The sequence below is a fragment of the Streptomyces sp. NPDC093546 genome, assembly GCF_044765045.1.
GTDB lineage: Bacteria > Actinomycetota > Actinomycetes > Streptomycetales > Streptomycetaceae > Streptomyces.
Window position 1 is genome coordinate 78991 of record NZ_JBIWJG010000015.1, and the last position, 24664, is coordinate 103654.

General features: G+C 74.2%; 1 protein-coding gene. It reads left to right on the forward strand.

Annotation, left to right across the window (positions count from 1 at the left end):
* Positions 1–52 precede the first annotated feature (52 nt).
* Entirely contained in the window at positions 53–24658 is a 24606-nt protein-coding gene (locus ACIRNI_RS26970; RefSeq protein WP_403555177.1) for a type I polyketide synthase, read from the forward strand.
* Positions 24659–24664: the final 6 nt, after the last annotated feature.

Sequence of the window (24664 nt, forward strand, 5' to 3'; positions counted from 1 at the left end):
ATGGCGCGTCGTCGGTGCCGGCCGAGACCATCCCTGAGCGGTGGAGAACGCGATGAATGCTCGTGACGAGAAGGCCGTAGAAGCCCTCAGGGCCTCCCTGAAGGAGGTCGAACGCCTCCGCAGGCAGAACCGGGAGATGCGGGAAGCCGCCCGCGAACCGGTGGCGATCGTCGCGATGAGCTGCCGCCTCCCCGGCGGCGTCGGCGCGCCGGAAGAGCTGTGGCGGCTGGTCGCCGACGGCACCGACGCGATCGTGGACTTCCCCGCCGACCGCGGCTGGACGGAGACCGGGCCCGCCCCGGAGGGCTACGCCCGCCGGGGCGGATTCGTGCCGCACGCCACCGACTTCGACGCCGCGCTGTTCGGCATCAACCCCCGCGAGGCACTCGCGATGGACCCGCAGCAGCGCCTGCTGCTGGAGGCGTCGTGGGAAGTCCTGGAACGGGCGGGCATCGACCCGCACTCGCTGGCCGGCAGCGACACCGGGGTCTTCATCGGCGCCTCGCCGACCGGGTACGCCACGGTCGGCCGCATGCCGGAGAGCACCGTGGGCTACCAGCTGACCGGCAGCGCCCACAGCGTGCTGTCCGGCCGGCTCTCCTACGTCTACGGCCTGGAGGGCCCGGCGGTCACCGTGGACACCGCCTGCTCGTCGTCGCTGGCCGCGCTCCACCTGGCGGTGCAGGCGCTCCGCCAGGGCGAGTGCGGCCGGGCGCTCGTCGGCGGCGTCGCCGTGATCACCACCCCGACCGCCTTCAGCGAGTTCGGCAAGCAGGGCGGCATGTCCTCCGACGGGCGCTGCAAGTCCTTCTCGGCCGGGGCGGACGGCACCGGCTGGAGCGAGGGCGTCGCCGTCCTGCTGGTGGAACGGCTCTCCGACGCGCGCCGGCTCGGGCACGACGTGCTGGCCGTCGTCCGGGGCAGCGCCATGAACCAGGACGGCGCGTCCAACGGCCTCACCGCCCCCAACGGCCCGTCCCAGCAGCGCGTCATCCGCGCCGCGCTCGCCGCCGCCCGGCTCACCCCCGCCGACATCGACGCGGTGGAGGCGCACGGCACCGGCACCCGACTGGGCGACGCGATCGAACTGAAGGCCCTCCAGGACACCTACGGCCGCGACCGGGACGCCGCCCACCCGCTGTGGCTGGGCTCCCTCAAGTCGAACATCGGCCACACGCAGGCCACCGCCGGCGTCGCCGGCGTGATGAAGAGCGTGCTCGCGATGCACCACGACCAACTGCCGCGCACCCTGCACGTCGACGAAGAGACCCCGCACGCCGCCCGGCCGGACGGCGGCGTCCGCCTTCTCGGCGAGGCGCGGCCGTGGCCGCGAGGTGAGGCGCCCCGGCGGATCGGCGTCTCGGCCTTCGGCATCAGCGGCACCAACGTCCACGTGATCATCGAAGAGGCGCCGGCACCGGACGAGCCGCGGCACGCCCCTCCCACGGCGCCGGACGGGTCGCAGGCCGCATCGTCGCCCGGACCGGTCGTCTGGCCGGTGTCGGCACAGACCGCCACCGCGCTGCGCGCACAGGCCGAGCGGCTGGCCGGGCAGCTCCGGCAGCGGCCCGACGGCCCGGCCGACGTCGCCTGGTCGCTGGCGACGACCCGGGCCGACCTGACACACCGCGCGGTGGTGTCCGGCACCGGCCGTGAGGAACTTCTCGCCGGGCTCGGCGCGCTGGCGTCGGGCGGGCCCGCCGCGGGCGTGGTGTCGGGCGTGGTCGGCGAGGGCCGGACCGCGTTCCTCTTCACGGGCCAGGGCGCGCAGCGGAGGGGCATGGGCCGCGAACTGTACGACGCCCACCCCGCGTTCGCCGAGGCCTTCGACGCCGTGTGCGTCCGGATGGACCTCGAACGGCCGCTGCGGGACGTGGTGTTCGGCGACGCGGAAGCGCTCGGCCGGACCGTCTACGCCCAAGCCGGCCTGTTTGCGCTCGAAGTCGCGCTGTTCCGCCTCCTGGAGACGTGGGGCGTCTTCCCGGACGTCCTGCTGGGCCACTCGATCGGCGAGGTGGCCTGCGCACACGTCGCGGGGGTGCTGTCGCTGGACGACGCCTGTCGGCTGGTGTCGGCGCGCGGCCGGCTGATGGACGCGCTGCCGTCCGGCGGAGCGATGCTCGCCGTGGAGGCCGTCGAGGACGAGCTGGAACTGCCCGACGGAGTGGACCTCGCGGCCGTCAACGGGCCCGCCTCGGTGACGGTCTCCGGTGACGCCGACGCGATCGGTGAGCTGGAGGAGCGCCTCCGCGCGGAAGGCGTGCGGGCGAAGCGGCTGGCCGTTTCGCACGCGTTCCACTCGCGACTGATGGAGCCGATGCTCGACGCGTTCGCCGCCGTCGCGGAGTCGTTGACGTACCACACCCCCGAGATCCCCGTCGTCACCACCGCACCGGGCGACCTCGCCACCCCCGGCTACTGGGTCCGCCAGGTCCGGGAACCCGTCCGCTTCGCCGACGGCGTGACGCGGCTGCGCGCCGACGGCGTGACGCGCGCGGTCGAACTGGGGCCCGACGGGGTGCTGTGCGCCCTGGCGCAGCAGAGCGCCGCCGACCTCGCCTGCGCACCCCTGCTGCGCAAGGACCGGGGCGAGCAGCAGTCCGGCCTCGCCGCGCTCGGCCGCCTGTGGGTCTCCGGAGCCGACGTGGACTGGCCCGCGGTCCTGCCCGAGGGGCGCCGTGTCGAGCTGCCCACCTATCCGTTCGAGCGCGCGCGCTACTGGCCCGACCCGCTCACGGGCGACCCGGCAACCCCCGCTCCCACCCCCGCCGACGGAGACGAGGCCCGGTTCTGGGAGGCCGTCGAGCGGGAGGACCTCACCGAGCTCGCCGAGACCCTCGGCATGCGGGACCGCGCCGGGGCACTGGAGGAGGTCCTGCCCGCGCTCACCTCGTGGCGGCGCTCCCAGCACGAGGACGCCGTCCTCGACTCGTGGCGCTACCACGTCGAGTGGAAGCCGCTCGCGGATGGCCCGGACGGCTCCCTCACCGGCACCTGGCTCCTGCTCACCTCCGGGGACACCGGCCCCGCACAGGAGGTGGCGGACACGCTGCGCGCCGCCGGAGCCCAGGTCCGCGAGGTGCGGCTGACACCAGCCGACGACCGGTCCGCCATCACCGCGCGCGTGGCCGACGCCGCACCGGACGCGGTTGTGTACGTCACCGCGAGCTCGGACGGAAACCCGCCGCAGGCCGCGGCAGCCGAAGTCGCCACGCTGCTCAGGGTGTTCCAGGCGGTCAGCGACGCGGAGACCGACGCCCCCCTGTGGTGCCTGACCCGCGGCGCGGTGTCCACCTCGGACGGCGACCGCCCGACCCGCCCCGAACACGCACTGCTGTGGGGCCTGGGCCGGGTCGCCGCCCTCGAACGGCCGGCGGTGTGGGGCGGCCTGATCGACCTGCCGCCCACCGTGGACGGCACCACGGGGACCCTGCTGACCGCGCTTCTGGCCGGCGGCCGGGGCGAGGACCAGGTGGCCCTGCGCGACGGACGCGCCTACGGCCGCCGCGTCGTACGAGCCCCACGGGCCGAGGCCCCCACGCGTCGGTGGACGACCCACGGCACCGTACTCGTCACCGGCGGGACCGGCGCACTGGGCGCCGACGTCGCGCGGTGGCTCGCGGGACGAGGTGTACCGCACCTGCTCCTCGCGAGCCGCCGCGGCCCGGACGCACCCGGCGCCGGCGACCTGACGGCCGAACTGACCGCGCTCGGCGCCCGGGTGACGGTCACCGCCTGCGACGTCGCCGACCGGGGGTCGCTGGCCGCCCTGCTGGCCGCGGTTCCCGCCGAGCTGCCCCTCACCGGTGTCGTGCACACCGCCGGGGTCGGCGACGGCAGCCCGCTCCTGGAGACCGACGAGGCGGAACTCGCCGAGGTGATCGGCGGCAAGGTCACGGGCGCGGCACTGCTCGACGAACTCACCGACGGACTCGACCTGTTCGTCGTGTTCTCCTCCATCTCCGCGACCTGGGGCAGCGGCGGACAAGGCGCGTACGCCGCCGGGAACGCGTACCTCGACGCGCTGGTGGCCGACCGCCGGGCGCGCGGCCTGACCGGCACGGCGATCGCCTGGGGGCCGTGGGCCGAGATCGGCATGGCCACGGACGACGAGGTCGTGGAGGCGCTGCGGCGGCGCGGACTGGCCGCGCTGGACCGCACGCTCGCCCTCAGGGGACTCGCCGGCGCGGTGGACCGCGACGAGACGTGCGTGAGCATCGCGGACGTGGACTGGCAGCGGTTCGCGCCGGCCTTCCTCTCCGGCCGGCCCAGTCCGCTGCTCGCGGAACTCCCCGAGGCGGCAGAGGCGGCCGAAGCGGCCGGTGCTCCCGACACCGGCGCCGAGTCTTCGGACCTGCGCGACGCGCTGGCCGCCGCACCCGAGTCCGAGTGGCCGCGCCTGCTGCTGGAAGCCGTCCGCACCCACACCGCGAGGGTGCTCGGGCACGCCGGAGCGGGCGCCGTGGAACCCCGCCGGGCCTTCCGGGACGTCGGCTTCGACTCCCTGACCGCCGTGGAGCTGCGCAACGTCCTCACCGCCGAGACCGGCCTGCGGCTGCCCGCGACCCTCGTCTTCGACCACCCGACCCCCGTGGCACTGAGCGAGTACCTGCTCGGCGAATTGTCCGGCGGAACGCGGACGCCGACGGCGGCCCCGGCGGCACAGCTCCCCGTCCCCACCACGAACGACGACGACCCGGTCGTCATCGTGGGCATGAGCTGTCGGCTGCCGGGAGGCGTGGACGGCCCGCAGGCGCTGTGGGACGCGGTCGTGTCCGGCGCCGACGGAACCGGCCCCTTCCCCGCCGACCGCGGCTGGGAGGCCGACGTCGCCGCCGCGTCGTACGCGCTGCGCGGCGGCTTCGTCGACGCGGCCACGGACTTCGACGCGGGCCTGTTCACCATCTCGCCGCGCGAGGCGCTCGCCATGGACCCGCAGCAGCGCCTGCTGCTGGAGGCCTCCTGGGAGGCGCTCGAACACGCCGGAATCGACCCGCTCTCCCTGCACCGCACCTCCACCGGCGTGCTGGTCGGCGCCTCCTCGTCCGGCTACGGCATCGGCACCGACCTGGCCACGGGGACGGAAGGGCACGTCCTCGCGGGCGGCGCCAACAGTGTGATCTCGGGCCGGGTGGCGTACACCTTCGGCCTTGAGGGCCCCGCGGTGACGGTGGACACGGCGTGTTCGTCGTCGCTCGTGGCCATGCACCTGGCCGTGCGGGCGCTGCGCCAGGGAGAGTGCGAACTGGCACTGGCCGGCGGCATCACCGTCATGGCCGTGCCCAGCATTTTCGCCGAGTTCGAGCGGCAGGGCGGGCTCTCCTCCGACGGCCGCTGCAGGGCCTTCGCGGACGGGGCCGACGGCACCGGCTGGAGCGAGGGCGTCGGCCTGCTGGTGCTGGAGCGGCTCTCGGACGCCCGGCGCAACGGGCACGAGGTGCTGGCCGTGGTGCGGGGCTCGGCCGTCAACCAGGACGGTGCGTCGAACGGGCTCACGGCACCGAACGGCCCCTCCCAGGAGCGGGTCATCCGCCGGGCGCTGGCCGACGCGCGGCTCACGGCAGCCGACGTGGACGTGGTGGAGGCGCACGGAACGGGGACGCGGCTGGGCGACCCCATCGAGGCGCAGGCGTTGCTGGCGACGTACGGGCAGGACCGTGAAGAGCCCCTGTACCTGGGGTCGTTGAAGTCGAACATCGGGCACACCCAGGCGGCCTCGGGCGTCGCAGGCGTGATCAAGATGGTCATGGCTCTGCGGCACGGGGTGCTGCCGCCGACGCTGCACGTGGACGAGCCGTCGTCCCGGGTGGACTGGGAGGCGGGGGCCGTCGAGCTCCTGACGGAGGCCCGTGCGTGGCCGGAGGTCGGCCGTCCGCGCCGGGCCGGTGTGTCGTCGTTCGGAATGAGCGGCACGAACGCGCACGTGATCCTGGAAGCCGCGCCCCAACTGGTCGACGCGGTCGACGAGGAACCGCCGACTGCCGACCGGGTGGTGCCGTGGGTGGTGCCGTGGGTGGTGTCGGGGCGTACGGAGGAGGCGTTGCGGGGTCAGGCGGCGCGTCTGCTCTCCCACGTGCGGGAGTTGGACGCGGACGGCGGGCCGACGGCTGGTGAGATCGGTTTCTCCCTGGCGGCCACGCGTGCCGCCCTGGCCCATCGCGCGGTTTTGCTGGGCTCGGACCTGGCGGAGCTGCGTCTGGCGCTCGAAGCCCTGGCCGAGGGCCGCGAGGTCGCCGACGCGGTGACCGGTGCCGCGGGTTCCGCGCAGGCCGGTCCGGCGTTGGTGTTTCCGGGGCAGGGGTCGCAGTGGTTGGGGATGGGTCGGGAGTTGGCGGGTTGGTCGCCGGTGTTTCGGGAGGGGTTGGAGGAGTGTGCGGCGGCGTTGGAGCCGTTCGTGGACTGGTCGCTGTGGGAGGTGTTGGACAGCGGGGATGAGGTGTTGTGGGGTCGGGTGGATGTGGTCCAGCCGGTGTTGTGGGCGTTGATGGTGTCGTTGGCGCGGTTGTGGCGGTCGTGTGGTGTGGTGCCGTCTGCGGTGGTGGGTCATTCGCAGGGGGAGATCGCGGCTGCGGTGGTGGCTGGTGGGTTGTCGGTGGTGGACGGGGCGCGGGTGGTGGCGTTGCGTTCGCGTGCGCTAAGGGTGTTGGCGGGCCGGGGTGGGATGGTGTCGCTGGCGGCGGGGCCTGAGGTGGCCCGGGGGCTGGTGTCCGGTTTCGAGGGCCGGGTGTCGGTCGCGGCGGTGAACGGTCCGGGTTCGACGGTGGTGTCGGGTGAGCCGGAGGCACTCGACGCTCTGATGGCTTTGTGTGTGGAGCGTGGGGTGCGGGTGCGTCGGGTGCCGGTGGATTACGCGTCGCATTCGGTGCAGGTGGAGGAGTTGCGGGAACGGATCCTTGCGGATCTCGCTCCGGTGAAGCCGGTGTCGTCTTCTATTCCGTTGTATTCGTCGGTGACGGGTGGGCGGATCGATACGGCGGTGATGGACGCGGGCTATTGGTATGAGAGTTTGCGGTCGTTGGTGCGGTTCGATGAGGCGACGGGTGCGTTGTTGGCGGACGGCCGGTCGGTGTTCCTGGAATGCAGCCCCCATCCCGTCCTGACCCCGGGCATCGAGGAAACCCTCGAAGCCGCCGACACCGAGGGCACCGTCCTCGGCACCCTGCGGCGCGACGAAGGCGGGGCACAGCGCTTCCTCACCGCGCTGGCCCAGGCATGGACCGCCGGTGTGGACGTGGACTGGTCGGGCGTGCTGTCCACGGGCACGGGCCGCCGGATCGAGCTGCCCACGTACGCCTTCCAGCGCGAGCGCTACTGGCCGAAGCAGGCCCTCACCGGAGACGTGGCGGCCGTGGGCCAGTCAGGGCTTGCCCACCCCCTGCTGGGCGCGGTCGTCGCCCTCCCCGACGGCGGCGTGGTGCTGACGGGGCGGCTGTCACCGTCCGCCCCCGCGTGGCTGGCCGACCATGTCGTACTCGGCGCGCAACTCGTGCCCGGCACCGCGCTGGTGGAGATGGCGCTGAAAGCCGGCGACCAGGTCGGCTGCGGAGTGCTGCGCGAACTCGTGCTCCGGACACCGCTCGCCCCGGCGCCGAGCGGCGTGGCGATCCGGGTGGCGGTGGGCGCGGCCGACGACGACGGCGACCGCTCGGTGGAGATCTTCTCCCGTCCCGCCGAGGAAGCGGAATGGGTCTGCCATGCCGCGGGCCTGCTGGGCGTCCCGGAGACCCCTGCCCCAGCGGCACACGGCGCGACCGCCGAGGAGACATGGCCCCCGACCGGGGCGCGTCCGGTGGACACGGCCGGCTTCTACGACGGTCTGGCCGCCGCCGGATACGCGTACGGCCCCGCCTTCCGAGGACTGCGGGCCGCGTGGCGGCGGGGCGGGACGGTCTTCGCGGAGATCGCACTGGAACAGGAGTCCGACGCCGACGGGTTCGGGGTGCATCCCGCCCTGCTCGACGCCGCGCTGCACGCGGCGGGCCTGGTCACCGCGGCCGGAGACCAGGGGGCACGGCTGCCGTTCGCCTGGAAGGGAGTGTCCCTCCACGCCACGGGCGCCACGTTCCTGCGGGTGACGCTGACCGTCGGAGCGGACGGACTCGTCGTCCGGGCCACCGACCCGGCAGGTCTGCCGGTGGTGACCATCGACTCCCTCGTCCTGCGCGAGATCACCCGCGACGTCCTCTCCCAGGCGCTGACCCGGGCCCAGGACCACACCATTCGCACCACCCTCTTCGCCCTCGACTGGACGCTCCTGCCGGACACCGGGAACCCGGCGCCCGACACCACGGACTGGGTCACCACCGGTCTGTCCGCCTTCGGCCCGCACCCGGCCGACACGACCACGCCCGCACCCGTCACGGTGCTCGCCCTGCCGGACCCCGCACCGGGGACCGGCACGACCGACGTGGTCCGGCAGACCACAAACGACGTCCTGCGCGCCGTGCAGGGATGGCTCGCCGACGAACGGACCGCGCAGGCGCGCCTGGTGGTCCTCACGCGCGGCGCGGTCCCCGCGGCCCCCGGACAGGCCGTGACGGACCTCGCCGGTGCGGCGGTCTGGGGCCTGCTGCGCGCGGCGCAGACCGAGCACCCGGGCCGGATATTGCTGCTCGACCGCGACCCTGCGGGTGGCGACGACGAGACCTGGCCCGCCTGGGCCGTCGTCGACGACGAACCGCAGCTCGCCGTCCGCGACGGCCGGGCCTGGGTCCCCCGGCTCGCCCACCGCGACACCGACGGCGCGCTCGCGCTCCCCGCCGGGACGACCGCCTGGCGGCTGGACGTCACCGACGAGGGGACTCTTGAGAACCTCGCCCTCGTCGCCCACCCCGAAGCCGACGCCCCCCTGGCACCCGGCCAGGTCAGGGTCGCCGTGCGCGCCGCCGGAGTGAACTTCCGGGACGTCCTCATCGCCCTCGGCATGTACCCCGACCAGGCCCGGATGGGCGCGGAAGCGGCCGGCGTGGTGACCGATACCGGACCCGGTGTCACCGATCTCGCCGTGGGCGAGCGCGTGTTCGGCTTCTTCAGCGGCGGCATCGCCTCGCGCGCCGTCACCGACCGCCGCCTGCTGGCGCCCATCCCCACGGGCTGGTCCTTCGCCCAGGCGGCGACCGTCCCGGTCGCCTTCTCCACGGCGTACTACGGCCTGACCGACGTGGCGGACGCCCGCCCCGGAGAGTCCGTACTCGTGCACGCGGCGGCGGGCGGCGTCGGCATGGCGGCGGTTCAGCTCGCCCGCCACCTCGGCCTGGAGGTGTTCGGCACGGCGAGCCCCGGGAAGTGGGACACGCTGCGCTCCGCCGGCCTCGACGACGCGCACATCGGCTCGTCGCGCGACCTCGCCTTCGAGGACCGCTTCCGGTCCGGGACCGGCGGCCGCGGCGTGGACGTGGTGCTCAACTCGCTGGCGGGCGAGTTCGTCGACGCGTCGCTGCGGCTCCTCGCCGACGGCGGCCGGTTCGCCGACATGAGCCGCACCGACCTGCGCGACGCGGCGCAGGTGGCGGCCGACCACCCGGGAACGCACTACCGGGCGTTCAACCCCGCCGAAGCGGGAGCCGGCCGCATGCGGGAGATCCTCCGCGAGGTGATCGCCCTCTTCGACAGCGGCGCGCTCACCCTGCTGCCCACCACCGTGTGGGACGTACGGGACGCGGCCTCCGCGTTCCGCTTCATCAGCCAGGCACGTCATGTCGGAAAGAACGTCCTGACCGTGCCGGCACCGCTCGACCCCGACGGCACCGTCCTGATCACCGGCGGCACCGGGACGCTGGGCGGACTGCTCGCCCGGCACCTCGTCACCGAACACGGCGCCCGGAACCTCCTGCTGCTCAGCCGCCGGGGCACGCAGAGTGCGGGCGCGGCCGAGCTGCTCGCCGACCTGCACGCACGCGGAGCCCGGGCCGAGATCGTGGCCTGCGACGCCGCCGACCGGCAGGCGCTGGCGGACGTACTGGCGGCCGTCCCCGCCGAGCACCCGCTCACCGGCGTCGTGCACGCGGCAGGCACCCTCGACGACGGCGTGTTCGAGGCGATGACGCCCGCCCGCCTGGACGCCGTACTCCGACCGAAGGTGGACGCAGCCGTCCACCTGCACGAACTGACGGCGGACGCCGACCTCGCCCTCTTCGCGCTCTACTCGTCCGCCGCGGCCACCTTCGGCACCGGCGGTCAGTCCAACTACGCGGCGGCGAACGGCTTCCTCGACGGCCTCGCCTCCTGGCGCCGCTCCCACGGCCTGCCCGCGCAGTCCCTGGGCTGGGGCCTGTGGGAACGGGCCAGCGCGATGACCGGCCATGTGCTCGACCCCTCGGCGGCACCGTCCGCGAGCAGGAACGGGAGCAGGTCCGCGAGCAGGTCCGGGAGCAGGAAGGTCCCGACGCTGGACACCGAGCTGGGCCTGGCGCTCTTCGACGCCGCGTCCGCACTGCACCTCCCGCACGTGGTGCCCGTCGTCCTCGACCGCACGCGCGACGCGGCCGTCCCGGCGCTGCTGCGCGGGCTGATCCGCCCGTCGGCCCGGCGGGCGGCAGCCCGCGACTCGGACACCCACGCCACGCTCGCACGGCGGCTGCACGGGCTGTCCGCCACGGAACGCCGCGAGGCCGTCCTCGACGTCGTACGCGGCAACGCCGCGACGGTCCTCGGCCACGCCCACACCGATGCGATCGGTGCGCGCCAGGCCTTCCGCGCCCTCGGCTTCGACTCGCTGACGGCCGTGGAACTGCGCAACCGCCTGAACGCCGCGACCGGTCTCCGGCTCCCGGCCACACTGGTCTTCGACCACCCCACCCCGGCGGTGCTCACCGACCATCTCGTCGGCCTGCTGGGCGGCGAGGCCGCGCCGGAAGCCGCCGTACGACCGGAGCCGGTTGCCGCCGATCAGGCGGAGCCCGTCGCCATCGTCGGCATGGCCTGCCGGCTGCCCGGCGGGGTCGCCTCACCGGCGGACCTGTGGTCGCTCGTCAGCACCGGCGCGGACGCGATCGCCGGGTTCCCCGCGGACCGGGGATGGGCGGCCCGGGTCGTCGAGGGAGAGGCGGCACGCGGCGGTTTCGTGGACGGCGCTACGGAGTTCGACGCGGGGCTGTTCGGTATCTCGCCACGCGAGGCGCTGGCGATGGACCCGCAGCAGCGGTTGCTGCTCGAAGCGTCCTGGGAGGCGTTCGAGTCCGCGGGCATCCTCCCGTCCGACGCGCACGGGTCGGCCACCGGTGTGTTCGTCGGTGCCGCCCATGCTCAGTACGGCCTGGGAATGCATCTGCCGGACTCGGCGGCCGGGCACGTGATGACCGGCACCGCGACCAGCGTGGTCTCGGGCCGGGTGGCGTACGCCTTCGGGCTCGAAGGGCCCGCGGTGACGGTGGACACGGCGTGTTCGTCGTCGCTGGTGGCGCTGCACCTGGCGGTGCAGGCGCTGCGCAACGGCGAGTGCGACATGGCGCTGGCCGGCGGCGTGACGGTGATGTCCACCCCCGGTGTCATCACCGAGTTCGACCGGCAGCGCGGCCTGGCCTCGGACGGCCGGTGCAAGGCCTTCGCGGACGACGCGGACGGCACCGGTATGTCCGAGGGTGTGGGTGTGCTGTTGGTGGAGCGGCTGTCGGACGCTCTCGCGCGTGGCCATGAGGTGCTGGCCGTGGTGCGGGGTTCGGCGGTCAATCAGGACGGTGCGTCGAACGGTCTGACGGCGCCGAACGGCCCGTCGCAGGAGCGGGTGATCCGGCGGGCGCTGGCGAACGCGCGCTTGAGCCCTGCCGATATCGACGTGGTGGAGGCGCACGGTACGGGTACGAAGCTCGGTGACCCGATCGAGGCGCAGGCGCTGCTGGCGACGTACGGACAGGACCGTGAGGAACCCCTGTACTTGGGGTCGGTGAAGTCGAACATCGGTCACACGCAGGCGGCCGCGGGTGTGGCGGGTGTGATCAAGATGGTGGAGGCGCTGCGCCACGGCGTACTGCCGGCCACCTTGCACGTGGACGAGCCGTCGTCGCGGGTGGACTGGTCGGCGGGGGCCGTCGAGCTGCTGGCAGAGGCACGGGAGTGGCCGGAGGCCGGCCGTCCGCGCCGGGCGGGCGTGTCGTCGTTCGGCATCAGCGGCACCAACGCCCACATCATCCTCGAACAGGCCGGACCGAGCGCAGCTGCGGACCTGGTGGCCGAACCGGGAGCCCTGGGCTGGGTGGTCTCGGCCCACACGGCAGAGGGGCTGCGCGCCCAGGCGGAGCGCCTGACCCACGTGCCCGCGGAGCACGAGCTCGACGCGCGGGACGTGGCGTGGTCACTGGCCACGACCAGGGAGGCCCTGGACCACCGGGCGGTCATCGTGGGCAGCGCCCCGTCGGACCTCGCGGACGGCCTGTCCGCCCTGACCGCCGCCGAGCCCTCGAACCGGGTCGTCACCGGCACCGCGCGCGAGGGCCGGACCGGGTTCCTGTTCTCGGGTCAGGGTGCGCAGCGGATCGGGATGGGCCGTGAGTTGTACGAGGCGTTCCCGGTGTTCGCGGATGCGTTCGACGCGGTGTGTGAGCAGGTGGATCTCGAACGTCCCTTGCGTGACGTCGTGTTCGGGGACGACGCGGAGTTGCTGGCGCGTACCGCGTACACGCAGCCTGCGCTGTTCGCGGTCGAGGTGGCGTTGTTCCGTTTGGTGGAGTCCTGGGGTGTGACCCCGGACGTACTGGTGGGCCATTCGATTGGTGAACTGGCCGCCGCACATGTGGCCGGGGTGCTGTCCCTGGACGACGCGTGTGCTCTGGTCTCGGCACGCGGCCGGTTGATGGACGCGTTGCCGTCGGGCGGTGCGATGCTGGCCGTGGAGGCGGCCGAAGACGAGTTGGAGTTGCCCGAGGGCGTGGACCTCGCGGCGGTCAACGGGCCTGCTTCGGTGACCGTTTCCGGTGATGCCGATGCGATCGGCGTACTGGAGGAGCGACTGCGTTCCGAGGGCGTACGGGTGAAGCGGCTGACGGTGTCTCACGCGTTCCACTCGCACTTGATGGAGCCGATGCTGGCCGAGTTCGCGGCGGTCGCACAGTCGTTGACGTACCACGCCCCGACCATCCCGGTCGTCACCACGGCGCCGGGGGACATGGCCACCCCCGCCTACTGGGTCGGTCAGATCCGTCAGCCTGTCCGTTTCGCGGATGCGATCGCCTCGCTTCCCGAGCGCACCCGTTTCCTGGAGCTCGGCCCTGATGGTGTGCTCTGCACCTTGGCGCAGCAGATCGCCGGTGAGGGTGTGTTCGTTCCGTCCCTGCGCAGGGACCGGGATGAGCGTGAGTCGGTGCTGGCCGCGCTGGGACGTCTGTGGGTCTCGGGTGTCGAGGTGGACTGGTCGACGGTGTTGCCTGAGGGGCGTCGTGTCGCGCTTCCGACGTACGCGTTCCAGCGGGAGCGGTACTGGCCGGAGCCGTCCGCGGTCGGTGCGGAGACCGGTACTGCCGGTTACTCCGACGAGGTCGAGGCCCGGTTCTGGCAGGCCGTCGAGCAAGAGGACCTCGCCGGGCTGGCCGACACCATCGGACTTCCCGACACACCGGAGCACTTGGACTCCGTTCTCCCCGCCCTCTCCGCGTGGCGGCGCTCGCGCCGCGAGGAGTCGCTGACCGAGTCCTGGCGTTACCGCGTCACCTGGACCCCGCTCTCCGGTCTCGTGGAGACGGCCGGCGGGGCGGCCGTGCCGGCCGGCACCCTGTCCGGCACCTGGCTGCTCGTCGGCGAGCCCCGGTCCGCCGTCGCCGCCGCACTCCGCGACGCCGGGGCCGACGTATGCGTCGTGACCGGGGACGCCGAAAGCCTCGGCGCCGTCCCGCACGCCGTCACCGGCGTCGTCGTGGTGGTCCCGTCCGCCGCGGTGGTGACTACGTCCGTGGCCCTTCTGCGGCGGCTGGACGAAGCGAAGATCGACGCTCCTGTGTGGCTGGTCACGAGCGGGGCGGTGTCGGTCGGCCGCTCCGACCCGTTGCGCAGCCCCGAGCAGGCGCAGGCGTGGGGACTCGGCCGAGTGGCGGCCCTGGAACAGCCGCGCCGCTGGGGTGGGCTGATCGACCTCCCGGCCGAGCCCGACACCCGCGCGACCTGGCTCATGGTGTCCCTCCTCGCGGGCGGCACCGGCGAGGACCAAGTGGCGGTGCGCACCTCGGGTGCGTACGGCCGGCGCCTGGTCCGTACGACAGGGGGCGGCCCGGTCGCAGCACCCTGGACGCCCACCGGCACCATCCTGGTCACCGGAGGGGCTGGGGCGCTCGGCGGACACGTGGCGCGCTGGCTCGCGGGCCGCGGCGCGCCCCGCCTGGTCCTGCTCGGCCGCCGGGGCGCGGACACGCCCGGCACCGAGGCACTGGTGGCCGAACTGGCCGCTCTCGGCACCGAGGTGACCGTCGCCGCGTGCGACGTCACCGACCGGACCGCCGTCGCGGCGGTGCTGGACGCGATCCCGGACGCGCACCCGCTGACCGGCATCGTGCACGCGGCCGGAGCCGGACAGGCCGTGCCGCTCGCGGACACCGATGACCCGGAGATCGCCCGCGTCCTGGACGCGAAGGTGGCCGGCGCGGCGCATCTCGACGAACTGACCCGCGAACGGGGCCAGGAACTGGACCTGTTCGTCGTCTTCTCCTCCATCGCCGCCACCTGGGGCAGCGGCGGGCAGGCCGTCTACGCGGCCGCGAACGCCTACCTGGACGCGCTCGTCGAGCAGCGGCGGGCGCAAGGGAGCACGGGCACCTCGGTGGCGTGGGGACCGTGGGCCGGGCCCGGCATGGCCGAGGTGGGCGGGGCGGAGGGGCACCTGCACCGGCACGGCCTGGTCGCCCTGGACCCGCACCTCGCCGTCGTCGCCCTCGCCCGCGCCGTGGACCTGGGCGAGAGCTGCGTGACCGTGGCCGATGTCGACTGGGCGCGCTTCGCCCCCGCCTTCGTGTCGGGCCGCGACAGCGCGCTCCTCACCGGGCTGCCCGAGGCCGCTGCCGCACTCGCGCCCGTGCCGGCGACCGGCGCCAAGGTCTCGGGTTTCCGCGACGGTCTCGTCGCCGCGCCCGAGGGACGACGTCACGGGATGCTGCTCGACCTGATCCGGTCGCGAGCCGCCGTCTGCCTCAACCTGCCCTCCGCGGCGGCGGTCGAGGCCGACCGGTCCTTCCGCGATCTCGGCTTCGACTCGCTCACCGCCGTCGAACTGCGCGACCTGCTGGGCACGGAAACCGGGCTCGCGCTGCCCGCGACCCTCGTCTTCGACCACCCGAACCCCGACGCGCTGGCGGCCCATCTGGCCGGCGAACTGCTGGAGCACGCCGGGCCGCTCGCCTCGGCTGCCCCGGCCGCCCCGGGCACCGTCGCGGCCGGTGCGGACGAACCGATCGCGATCGTCGGCATGAGCGCCCGCTACCCCGGCGGGGTGCGTTCGGCCGATCAGATGTGGGACCTGGTCGTGCGCGAGGGCGACGGCGTCACCGGGTTCCCGGCCGACCGGGGATGGCCGGCCGGCGCCCTGGAAGGCGTGTCGGCCGCCGGTGGTTTCGTGGACGGTGCGACGGAGTTCGACGCCGGGTTGTTCGGGATCTCGCCGCGCGAGGCGCTGGCGATGGACCCGCAGCAGCGGTTGCTGCTCGAGGCGTCGTGGGAGGCGTTCGAGTCGGCGGGGATGAACCCGCGCGCGTTGCGTGGCCGGCCGGTCGGCGTGTTCGCGGGGGCCTCCTCGTCGGGGTACGCCGACGCCGGCGGCCTGGACGGAGCCGAGGGGTACCTTCTCGCGGGCACCGCCAACAGCGTGATCTCGGGCCGGGTGGCGTACGCCTTCGGGCTTGAGGGCCCGGCGGTGACGGTGGACACGGCGTGTTCGTCGTCGCTGGTGGCGCTGCACCTGGCGGCGCAGGCGCTGCGCAACGGCGAGTGCGACATGGCGCTGGCCGGTGGCGTGACGGTCATGACGACGCCGGGCGTGTTCGCGGAGTTCGAGCGTCAGGGTGGACTGGCGGCCGACGGTCGCTGCAAGGCGTTCGCGGACGCCGCCGACGGCACCGGCTGGGGCGAGGGCGTCGGCGTGCTGGTGCTGGAGCGGCTCTCGGACGCCCGGCGCAACGGGCACGAGGTGCTGGCGGTCGTACGGGGCTCGGCCGTCAACCAGGACGGCGCGTCCAACGGCCTGACCGCCCCCAACGGCCCCTCCCAGCAGCGGGTCATCCGCCAGGCACTGACAGCGGCGCGGCTGGCCCCGTCGGACGTGGACGCGGTCGAGGGACACGGTACGGGGACGCGGCTCGGCGACCCGATCGAGGCGCAGGCGCTGCTGGCGACGTACGGACAGGGCCGCGAAGAGCCCCTGTACCTGGGGTCGGTGAAGTCCAACATCGGTCACACCCAGGCGGCTTCGGGTGTCGCGGGCGTCATCAAGATGGTGCTGGCGATGCGCCACGGTATCCTTCCCGCGACGCTGCACGTGGACGAGCCGTCGTCGCAGGTGGACTGGTCGGCGGGCGCGGTGCGGCTGCTGACGGAGGCACGGGAGTGGCCGGAGGCGGACCGTCCGCGCCGGGCGGGCGTCTCGTCGTTCGGGATCAGCGGCACCAACGCCCACATCATTCTTGAACAAGCCGACCCCACCCCGCGGGCCGCCCTCCCGGCAGCCACGGCGAACACCCTGGGCTGGGTCGTCTCGGCCCACACCGCAGAGGGGCTGCGCGCCCAGGCGGAACGCCTGGTCCGCGTGCACACGGAGCTCGACGTCGCCTCGCGGGACGTGGCGTGGTCACTGGCCACGGGCCGTGCTGCGCTGCAGCACCGGGCGGTCGTGCTCGGCGACGACCGGGACGAACTGCTGGCCGGGCTGGGTGCCCTGGCCCAGGACAGGCCCGTGCCGTCCGTGGTCCGCGACGAGGCCGTGCACGGTGGGCTGGCTCTGCTGTTCACGGGCCAGGGCGCGCAGCGCGTGGGGATGGGGCGCGAGCTGTACGAGACGTACCCGATGTTCGCGGACGCGTTCGACGCGGTGTGCGCGCGTATGGACCTCGAACGGCCGCTGCGGGACGTCGTGTTCGAGGACGGCGAGGCACTGGACCGAACCGTGTACGCCCAGCCTGCGCTGTTCGCGGTCGAGGTGGCACTGTTCCGTCTGGTGGAGTCCTGGGGCCTGACCCCGGACGTACTGGTGGGTCACTCGATCGGCGAGCTGGCTGCCGCGCACTGCGCCGGGGTGCTGTCCCTGGACGACGCCTGCGCCCTGGTCTCGGCGCGCGGCCGGTTGATGGACGCGCTGCCGTCGGGCGGTGCGATGCTGGCCGTCGAAGCGGCCGAAGGTGAGCTGGAGCTGCCCGAGGGCGTGGACCTCGCGGCGGTCAACGGACCCACCTCGGTGACGGTTTCGGGCGAAGCGGACGCGATAAGGGCACTGGAAGAGCAACTCCGTGCGCAGGGCGTACGGGTCAAGCGGCTCACGGTCTCGCACGCGTTCCACTCGCGTCTGATGGAGCCGATGCTCGACGCCTTCGCGGCGGTCGCGCAGTCGTTGACGTACCACTCTCCGGCAATCCGCGTCGTCACCACCGCGCCCGGCGACATGGCCACCGCCGCCTACTGGGTCCGCCAGATCCGCGAGCCCGTCCGCTTCGCCGACGCCGTACGCCAGGCCCACGACGCCGGTGCCACCCGCTTCCTCGAACTCGGCCCTGACGGCGTGCTCAGCGCCCTTTCCCGGCAGACCCTCCCCGAGCACGCCGCCCCGGTGCCGTTGCTGCGGACGGACCGGGAGGAGACGGCCACCGTGCTCCGCGCGCTGGCGGCCCTCTGGGCTTCGGGTGTCGAGGTGGACTGGGCGGCGGTGCTGCCCGAGGGCCATCGCGTCACGCTGCCGACGTACGCGTTCCAGTGCGAACGGTACTGGCCGCAAGCCGCCTCCGCGGCCGCCGTGCCCGCCGCCGACGCGGTCGACACCCGCTTCTGGGACGCGGTCGAACGCGCCGACGTGGACCAGCTCGCCGGCCTCCTCGGCTCCGACGGTTCCCTGGACCTGCTCGCCCCGGCGCTTCCGGTGCTTTCCTCGTGGAGCCGCCGGCGGCGTCGCGAATCCGTGCTCGGATCATGGCGCTACCGCACGACGTGGCGCCCGGTCGCCGGTCTGCCCGCGACCGCGTCCCTGACCGGCCGCTGGCTGCTGGTCGTGCCCGAGACGCCCGCCGACGACGCCGTGTCCGCTCCGGCTGACGAGGTCGCCGCGGCCCTCGCCGCCGCCGGTGCCGAGCCGTTCCGGCTCGCGGTGCCCGCCGATACGGACCGGGCCGCGCTCGCCGCTCGGCTCGCCGCCGCGGGCCCGGTGCACGGAGTGGTCTCGCTCGCCGCCTGGGCGCAGCAGCCGGCACCGGGCTCGGCGGTGCCCGCCGGGCTCACCTTGAACCTGAACCTGTTCCAGGCACTCGGCGATGCCGGGATCACCGCTCGCTGCTGGGCGCTGACCTCCGGAGCTGTCTCCGTCGGGCGCGCGGACGCGCTGACCCACCCGGTGCAGGCGCAGACCTGGGGACTGGGACTGGTCGCCGCGCTGGAGCACCCGGACCGGTGGGGCGGCCTGGTCGATCTGCCGACCGTCCTGGACGCCCGGGGCGGGGCCCGGCTGGCCGCCGTACTCGGCGGAAGCACGGGCGAGGACCAAGTGGCCGTGCGGGACTCCGCGGCGTACGGACGGCGCCTGGTGCGCGCGGAATCCGGCGGCAGCGGCACGTCGTGGTCGCCGTCGCGGCCCGGTTCGGTCCTGGTGACCGGTGGGACCGGCGCGCTGGGCGCGGTGGTCGCCCGCCGGCTGGCCGACCGGGGCGTGCCGTGCGTGCTCCTGCTGAGCAGGCGCGGCGCACAGGCCCCCGGCGCGGCCGAACTCGTCGCGGAACTGGGCGAGCGGGGTACGCGGGTGATCGTGGCGACGGGCGACGTGAGCGACCGTGAGGCACTGACCGCGGCACTGGCTCAGCTCCCGGCGGACCTCCCGCTGACCGGAGTCGTCCATGCGGCGGGCGCGCTGGACGACGGCACACTCGACACGCTCACCCCCGAGCGCTTCGAGGCGGTACTGACGGCGAAGGCGTCCGGTCTGGTGCTGCTCGACGAACTGACCCGTCCGTACGACCTCGACTTCTTCGTGGCGTTCTCGTCGCTGGCCGGGACGGTCGGCAGCGCCGGGCAGGGCAACTACGCCGCGGCCAACGCCTTCGTCGACGCGTGGATGCGCGGGCGGCGCGACCGGGGGCTGCCCGGGGCGTCGATCGCCTGGGGACCGTGGGCGCGGAACGGCATGGCGGCCGAGGACCAGGCCGTGACCGGGCGACTGCGCCGCGGCGGCCTGTCGCCGATGGACCCGGACCTGGCCGTGACGGCGCTCGAACAGGCCATCGCGGGCGACGACGCCGAGCCGCAGCCGGCGGTGGCCGACATCGACTGGACGCTGTTCGCCGCCGGACTCACCGAGAGCCGGCCGAGCGTCCTGCTGTCCGAACTGCCCGAGGCGGCCTCGGCCCTCCGGACGCCGAGCGGTGACCTCGGCCCGGCCGAAGGGTTCAGGGCCGAGCTGGCGGCAGCGCCGGCGGGCCGCCGCGGCGGTCTCCTGCTGGACGCGGTCCGCGCGTGGGCGGCGGCGGTGCTCGGGCACCGCTCGGCGGACGCGGTGGGCACGGGCCAGGCGTTCCGCGACCTCGGCTTCGACTCGCTGGCAGCCGTGGAACTGCGCAACCTGGTCGCTGCCCGCACCGGTCTGACGCTGCCCGTCTCGCTGGTGTTCGACCGGCCGACTCCGGACGTCCTGGCGCGCTTCCTCGAACAGGAGATGTTCGGCGCGGAGCAGCCGGGGGAGCGGTCGGCGGAACCGGCGGCCGCCGGGCCCGTCACCGGCGCGGCCGAGGAGCCGGTGGTGATCGTCGGGATGAGCTGCCGGTTCCCCGGCAGCGTGGCGACGCCCGACGAACTGTGGCGACTGCTGACGGGCGGAGTCGACGCGATGACCGCGTTCCCGGTCGACCGCGGCTGGAACCTCGGCGCACGCAGCGCGACCTCCGAGCCGGAGGGCGCCTTCCTGCACGACGTGGCCGGGTTCGACGCGGGCCTGTTCGGGATCTCGCCGCGTGAGGCGCTGGCGATGGACCCGCAGCAGCGGTTGCTGCTCGAAGCGTCCTGGGAGGCGTTCGAGTCCGCCGGCGTGGATCCGCGCGGCGTGCGGGGAACCGCGGTCGGCGTCTTCGCCGGTACGAACGGCCAGGACTACCCCCAGGTGGTCGCCGCCTCGGGCGAACACATCGAAGGACATGTGGTCACCGGGAACGCCGCAGCGGTCCTCTCGGGCCGGGTGGCGTACGTCTTCGGGCTCGAAGGGCCCGCAGTGACGGTGGACACGGCGTGTTCGTCGTCGCTGGTGGCGCTGCACCTGGCGGCGCAGGCGCTGCGCAACGGCGAGTGCGACATGGCGCTGGCCGGCGGCGTGACGGTCATGTCCACGCCGACGGTGTTCGCGGAGTTCGAGCGTCAGGGCGGACTGGCGGCCGACGGTCGCTGCAAGGCGTTCGCGGATGCCGCCGACGGCACGGGCTGGGGCGAGGGCGTCGGCGTGCTGCTGGTGGAGCGGCTGTCGGACGCTCTCGCGCGTGGCCATGAGGTGCTGGCCGTGGTGCGGGGTTCGGCGGTCAATCAGGACGGTGCGTCGAACGGATTGACGGCGCCGAACGGCCCGTCGCAGGAGCGGGTGATCCGGCGGGCGCTGGCGAACGCTCGGTTGAGCCCCGCCGACGTGGACGTGGTGGAGGCGCACGGTACGGGTACGAAGCTCGGTGACCCGATCGAGGCGCAGGCGCTGCTGGCGACGTACGGACAGGACCGCGACGAGCCCCTGTACCTGGGGTCGGTGAAGTCGAACATCGGTCACACGCAGGCGGCCGCGGGTGCCGCGGGTGTGATCAAGATGGTGCTGGCGATGCGGCACGGGATCGTGCCGGCGACGCTGCACGTGGACGAGCCGTCGTCGCGGGTGGACTGGTCGGCGGGTGCGGTGCGGCTGGCGACGGAGGCACGGGAGTGGCCGGAGGCGGACCGTCCGCGCCGGGCGGGCGTGTCGTCGTTCGGCATCAGCGGCACCAACGCCCACATCATCCTCGAAGCCGCGCCCGCCGCCGAGGGCGACGCGTCCGGCTCGCGGGACGACTCGTCCGACCCTCGTGACGACGCCGCGGCGCCGTGGCTGCTGTCGGGCCGATCAGCCGAGGCGTTGGCCGCACAGGCCGACCGGCTGCGCGGGTTCCTCGCCGGAAGGCCGGACCTGGCAACCGGGACGGTGGCACGGACTCTGCTGTCGCGCGCCCGACTGGAGCACCGCGCGGTGGTGTCCGGTGCCGACCGGGACGAACTGCTGACCGGACTGCGCGCGCTCGCCAGCGGCGAGCATGCGCGGGGCGTGGTGCGTGACCAGGTCGGGTCCGGCGGGCTGGCGTTCCTGTTCTCGGGTCAGGGTGCGCAGCGGATCGGGATGGGCCGTGAGTTGTACGAGGCGTTCCCGGTGTTCGCGGACGCGTTCGACGCGGTGTGCGCGCGGGTGGATCTCGAACGTCCCTTGCGCGACGTCGTGTTCGGGGACGACGCGGAGTTGCTGGCGCGTACCGCGTACACGCAGCCTGCGCTGTTCGCGGTCGAGGTGGCGCTGTTCCGTTTGGTGGAGTCGTGGGGTGTGACCCCGGAGGTACTGGTGGGCCATTCGATTGGTGAACTGGCCGCCGCACATGTGGCCGGGGTGCTGTCCCTGGACGACGCCTGCGCTCTGGTCTCGGCACGCGGCCGGTTGATGGACGCGCTGCCGTCGGGCGGTGCGATGCTGGCCGTCGAAGCGGCCGAGGACGGCCTGGTACTACCCGAGGGCGTGGACCTCGCGGCGGTCAACGGACCTGCTTCCCTGACGGTTTCGGGCGACGCGAACGCGATCGCGGCACTGGAAGTGCAACTCCGCGCCCGCGGCGTACGGGTCAAGCGGCTGACGGTCTCGCACGCGTTCCACTCGCACTTGATGGAGCCGATGCTCGGCGACTTCGCGGCGGTCGCACAGTCGTTGACGTACCACGCCCCGACCATCCCGGTCGTCACCACGGCGCCGGGGGACATGGCCACCCCCGCCTACTGGGTCGGTCAGATCCGTGAGCCCGTCCGCTTCGCCGACGCCATCGCCTCCCTCACCACCGAGCGCACCCGTTTCCTCGAACTCGGCCCTGATGGTGTGCTCTGCGCCTTGGCGCAGCAGATCGCCGGTGAGGGTGTGTTCGTTCCGTCCCTGCGCAGGGACCGGGATGAGCGTGAGTCGGTGCTGGCCGGGCTGGGACGTCTGTGGGTCTCGGGTGTCGAGGTGGACTGGTCGGCGGTGCTGCCGGAGGGGCGTCGTGTCGCGCTTCCGACGTACGCGTTCCAGCGGGAGCGGTACTGGCCGGAGCCGTCCGCGGCCGGTGCGGAGGCCGGTACTGCCGGCTACTCCGACGAGGTCGAGGCCCGGTTCTGGCAGGCCGTCGAGCAAGAGGACCTCGCCGGGCTGGCCGACACCATCGGACTTCCCGACACCTCCGACGAGTTCGGGACCCTGCTCCCCGCCCTCTCCGCGTGGCGCAGGCGCTCCAGGGAGGACTCGGCGCTCGCCGGGTTGCGCTACCGGGTGGACTGGCGGCCCACCGTGGTGCCGGATGCCGCTCTCGACGGGACCTGGCTGCTCGTCATCGAGACGGGTGACGCGGACGACGACGCGGGCGTCGGTGACGCGCTGCGGTCCGCCGGTGCCGAGGTCGTCCGCCTGGCGGTGGATGCGGCCCGCCCCGACCGGCACGACCTGGCCGCACGCCTCCGCGCGGCCGCCGGCGCCGTCACGGGCGGCATCACCGGTGTCGTCCACGTGGCAGGACCGCACGCCGGCCTGCCGGTGGAACTCGCCCTCGTCCAGGCCCTCGGCGACGCCGAGCTGACCGCACCCCTGTGGTGCCTGACCCGCGGCGCCGTCGCGGTCAGCGCGGGGGACAGGGTCACCCGGCCCGAGCACGCGCAGCTGTGGGGCTTCGGGCAGGTCGCCGCGCTCGAAGACCCCAAGCGCTGGGGCGGCCTGATCGACCTGCCCGCCGACCAGGGCGCCTGGAACCCGGCCAGGCTGGTCGCCGTCCTCGCCGGCGTCACCGGCGAGGACCAGGTCGCCGTGCGCGGCGGTCGCGTCCTCGGCCGCCGCCTCCTCCGGGCCGGCCAGGCCGAGCAGGCCGCGCCGGCCTGGACCCCGTCGCGGCCGGGCACGGTTCTGGTCACCGGCGGAACCGGTGCGCTCGGGGCCGCCGTGGCCCGTTGGCTGGCGGGCCGGGGCGTCGCGCATCTGCTGCTCACCAGCCGCCGGGGCGCGCAGGCACCGGGCGCCGCGGAACTGGTCGCCGAGCTGACGGCCAAGGGCACCCGGGTGACCGTCGCGCAGTGCGACGTCTCCGACCGCGAAGCGGTGGCCGAACTCCTCGCCTCCGTACCGGCGGACCTGCCGCTGGCCGGTGTCGTCCACGCCGCGGGTGTCCCCCAGTCGGAGGCGGTGGAACGCACCGGGCCCGAGGCCATCGCGGAGGTGACCGACGGAAAGGTACGCGGGGCGGCCCACCTGCACGCGCTCACCACGGACGCCGACACGTACGCGGACCTCGAACTCTTCGTGGTCTTCTCGTCGATCGCCGCCACCTGGGGCAGTGGCGGGCAGGCCCTCTACGCGGCGGGCAACGCGTACCTGGAGGCGCTGGTCCGTGCGCGCAGGGACAGCGGACTGGCCGGCACCTCGGTGGCGTGGGGGCCGTGGGCGGGAACCGGCATGGCCGCGACGGGGGAGGCGGAGGAGTACCTGCACCGCCGAGGTCTCACCCCCCTCGATCCGCAGCTCGCCATCGCCGCGCTGGCGCAGGCGATCGACGGCGGAGAGTCCGCGCTGACGGTCGCCGACGTCGACTGGGCGCGGTTCACACCGGTGTTCACCTCCGGCAGGCCGAGCCCGCTGCTGGGCGAGCTGCCGGAGGCGGTCCGCGCGCTGACGGCGGAGGTACCGCACGACGGGGGAAACACCGGCCTGCGCGACCGGCTCGCCACCCTCGGAGGCGGCGAGCGGCTGGCCGAGCTGGGCCGGCTGATCCGGCACACCCTCACCGTCGTCCTCCACTACGCGCCGGACGCGCGCATCGACGACTCGCGGCCCTTCAGCGACCTGGGATTCGACTCCCTGACGGCGGTCGAGTTCCGGGACCTGCTGGCCCGGGAGTGCGGGCAGCCCCTCCCGGCGACGCTCGTCTTCGACCACCCCACGCCCGCCGCGCTCGCCGACCACCTGCACCGCACGCTGCCCGGCGCCGCGCCGGTCACGGACGTGGGGCCGCTGATCGGAGCGCTGGACGCGCTGGAGGCCATGGCGGCCGACAGCCCGCCGGACGAGCTGTCGAAGGCGCGGCTCACCGTCCGCCTTCAGTCCTTCCTCGACACGTGGACGGCGACCGGCCCGGCCGGCAGGAACACCAGGACGGTCCGGGGGGCCGATGCCGGCGACACCGCCGACGAGCCCGTGGCCGACCGGATCGCCGCCACCGATGACGACGACGAGCTGATCAACCTCATCCGTGAGCAGCTCGGCGACGGCCCGGCCGACTGATCCCGC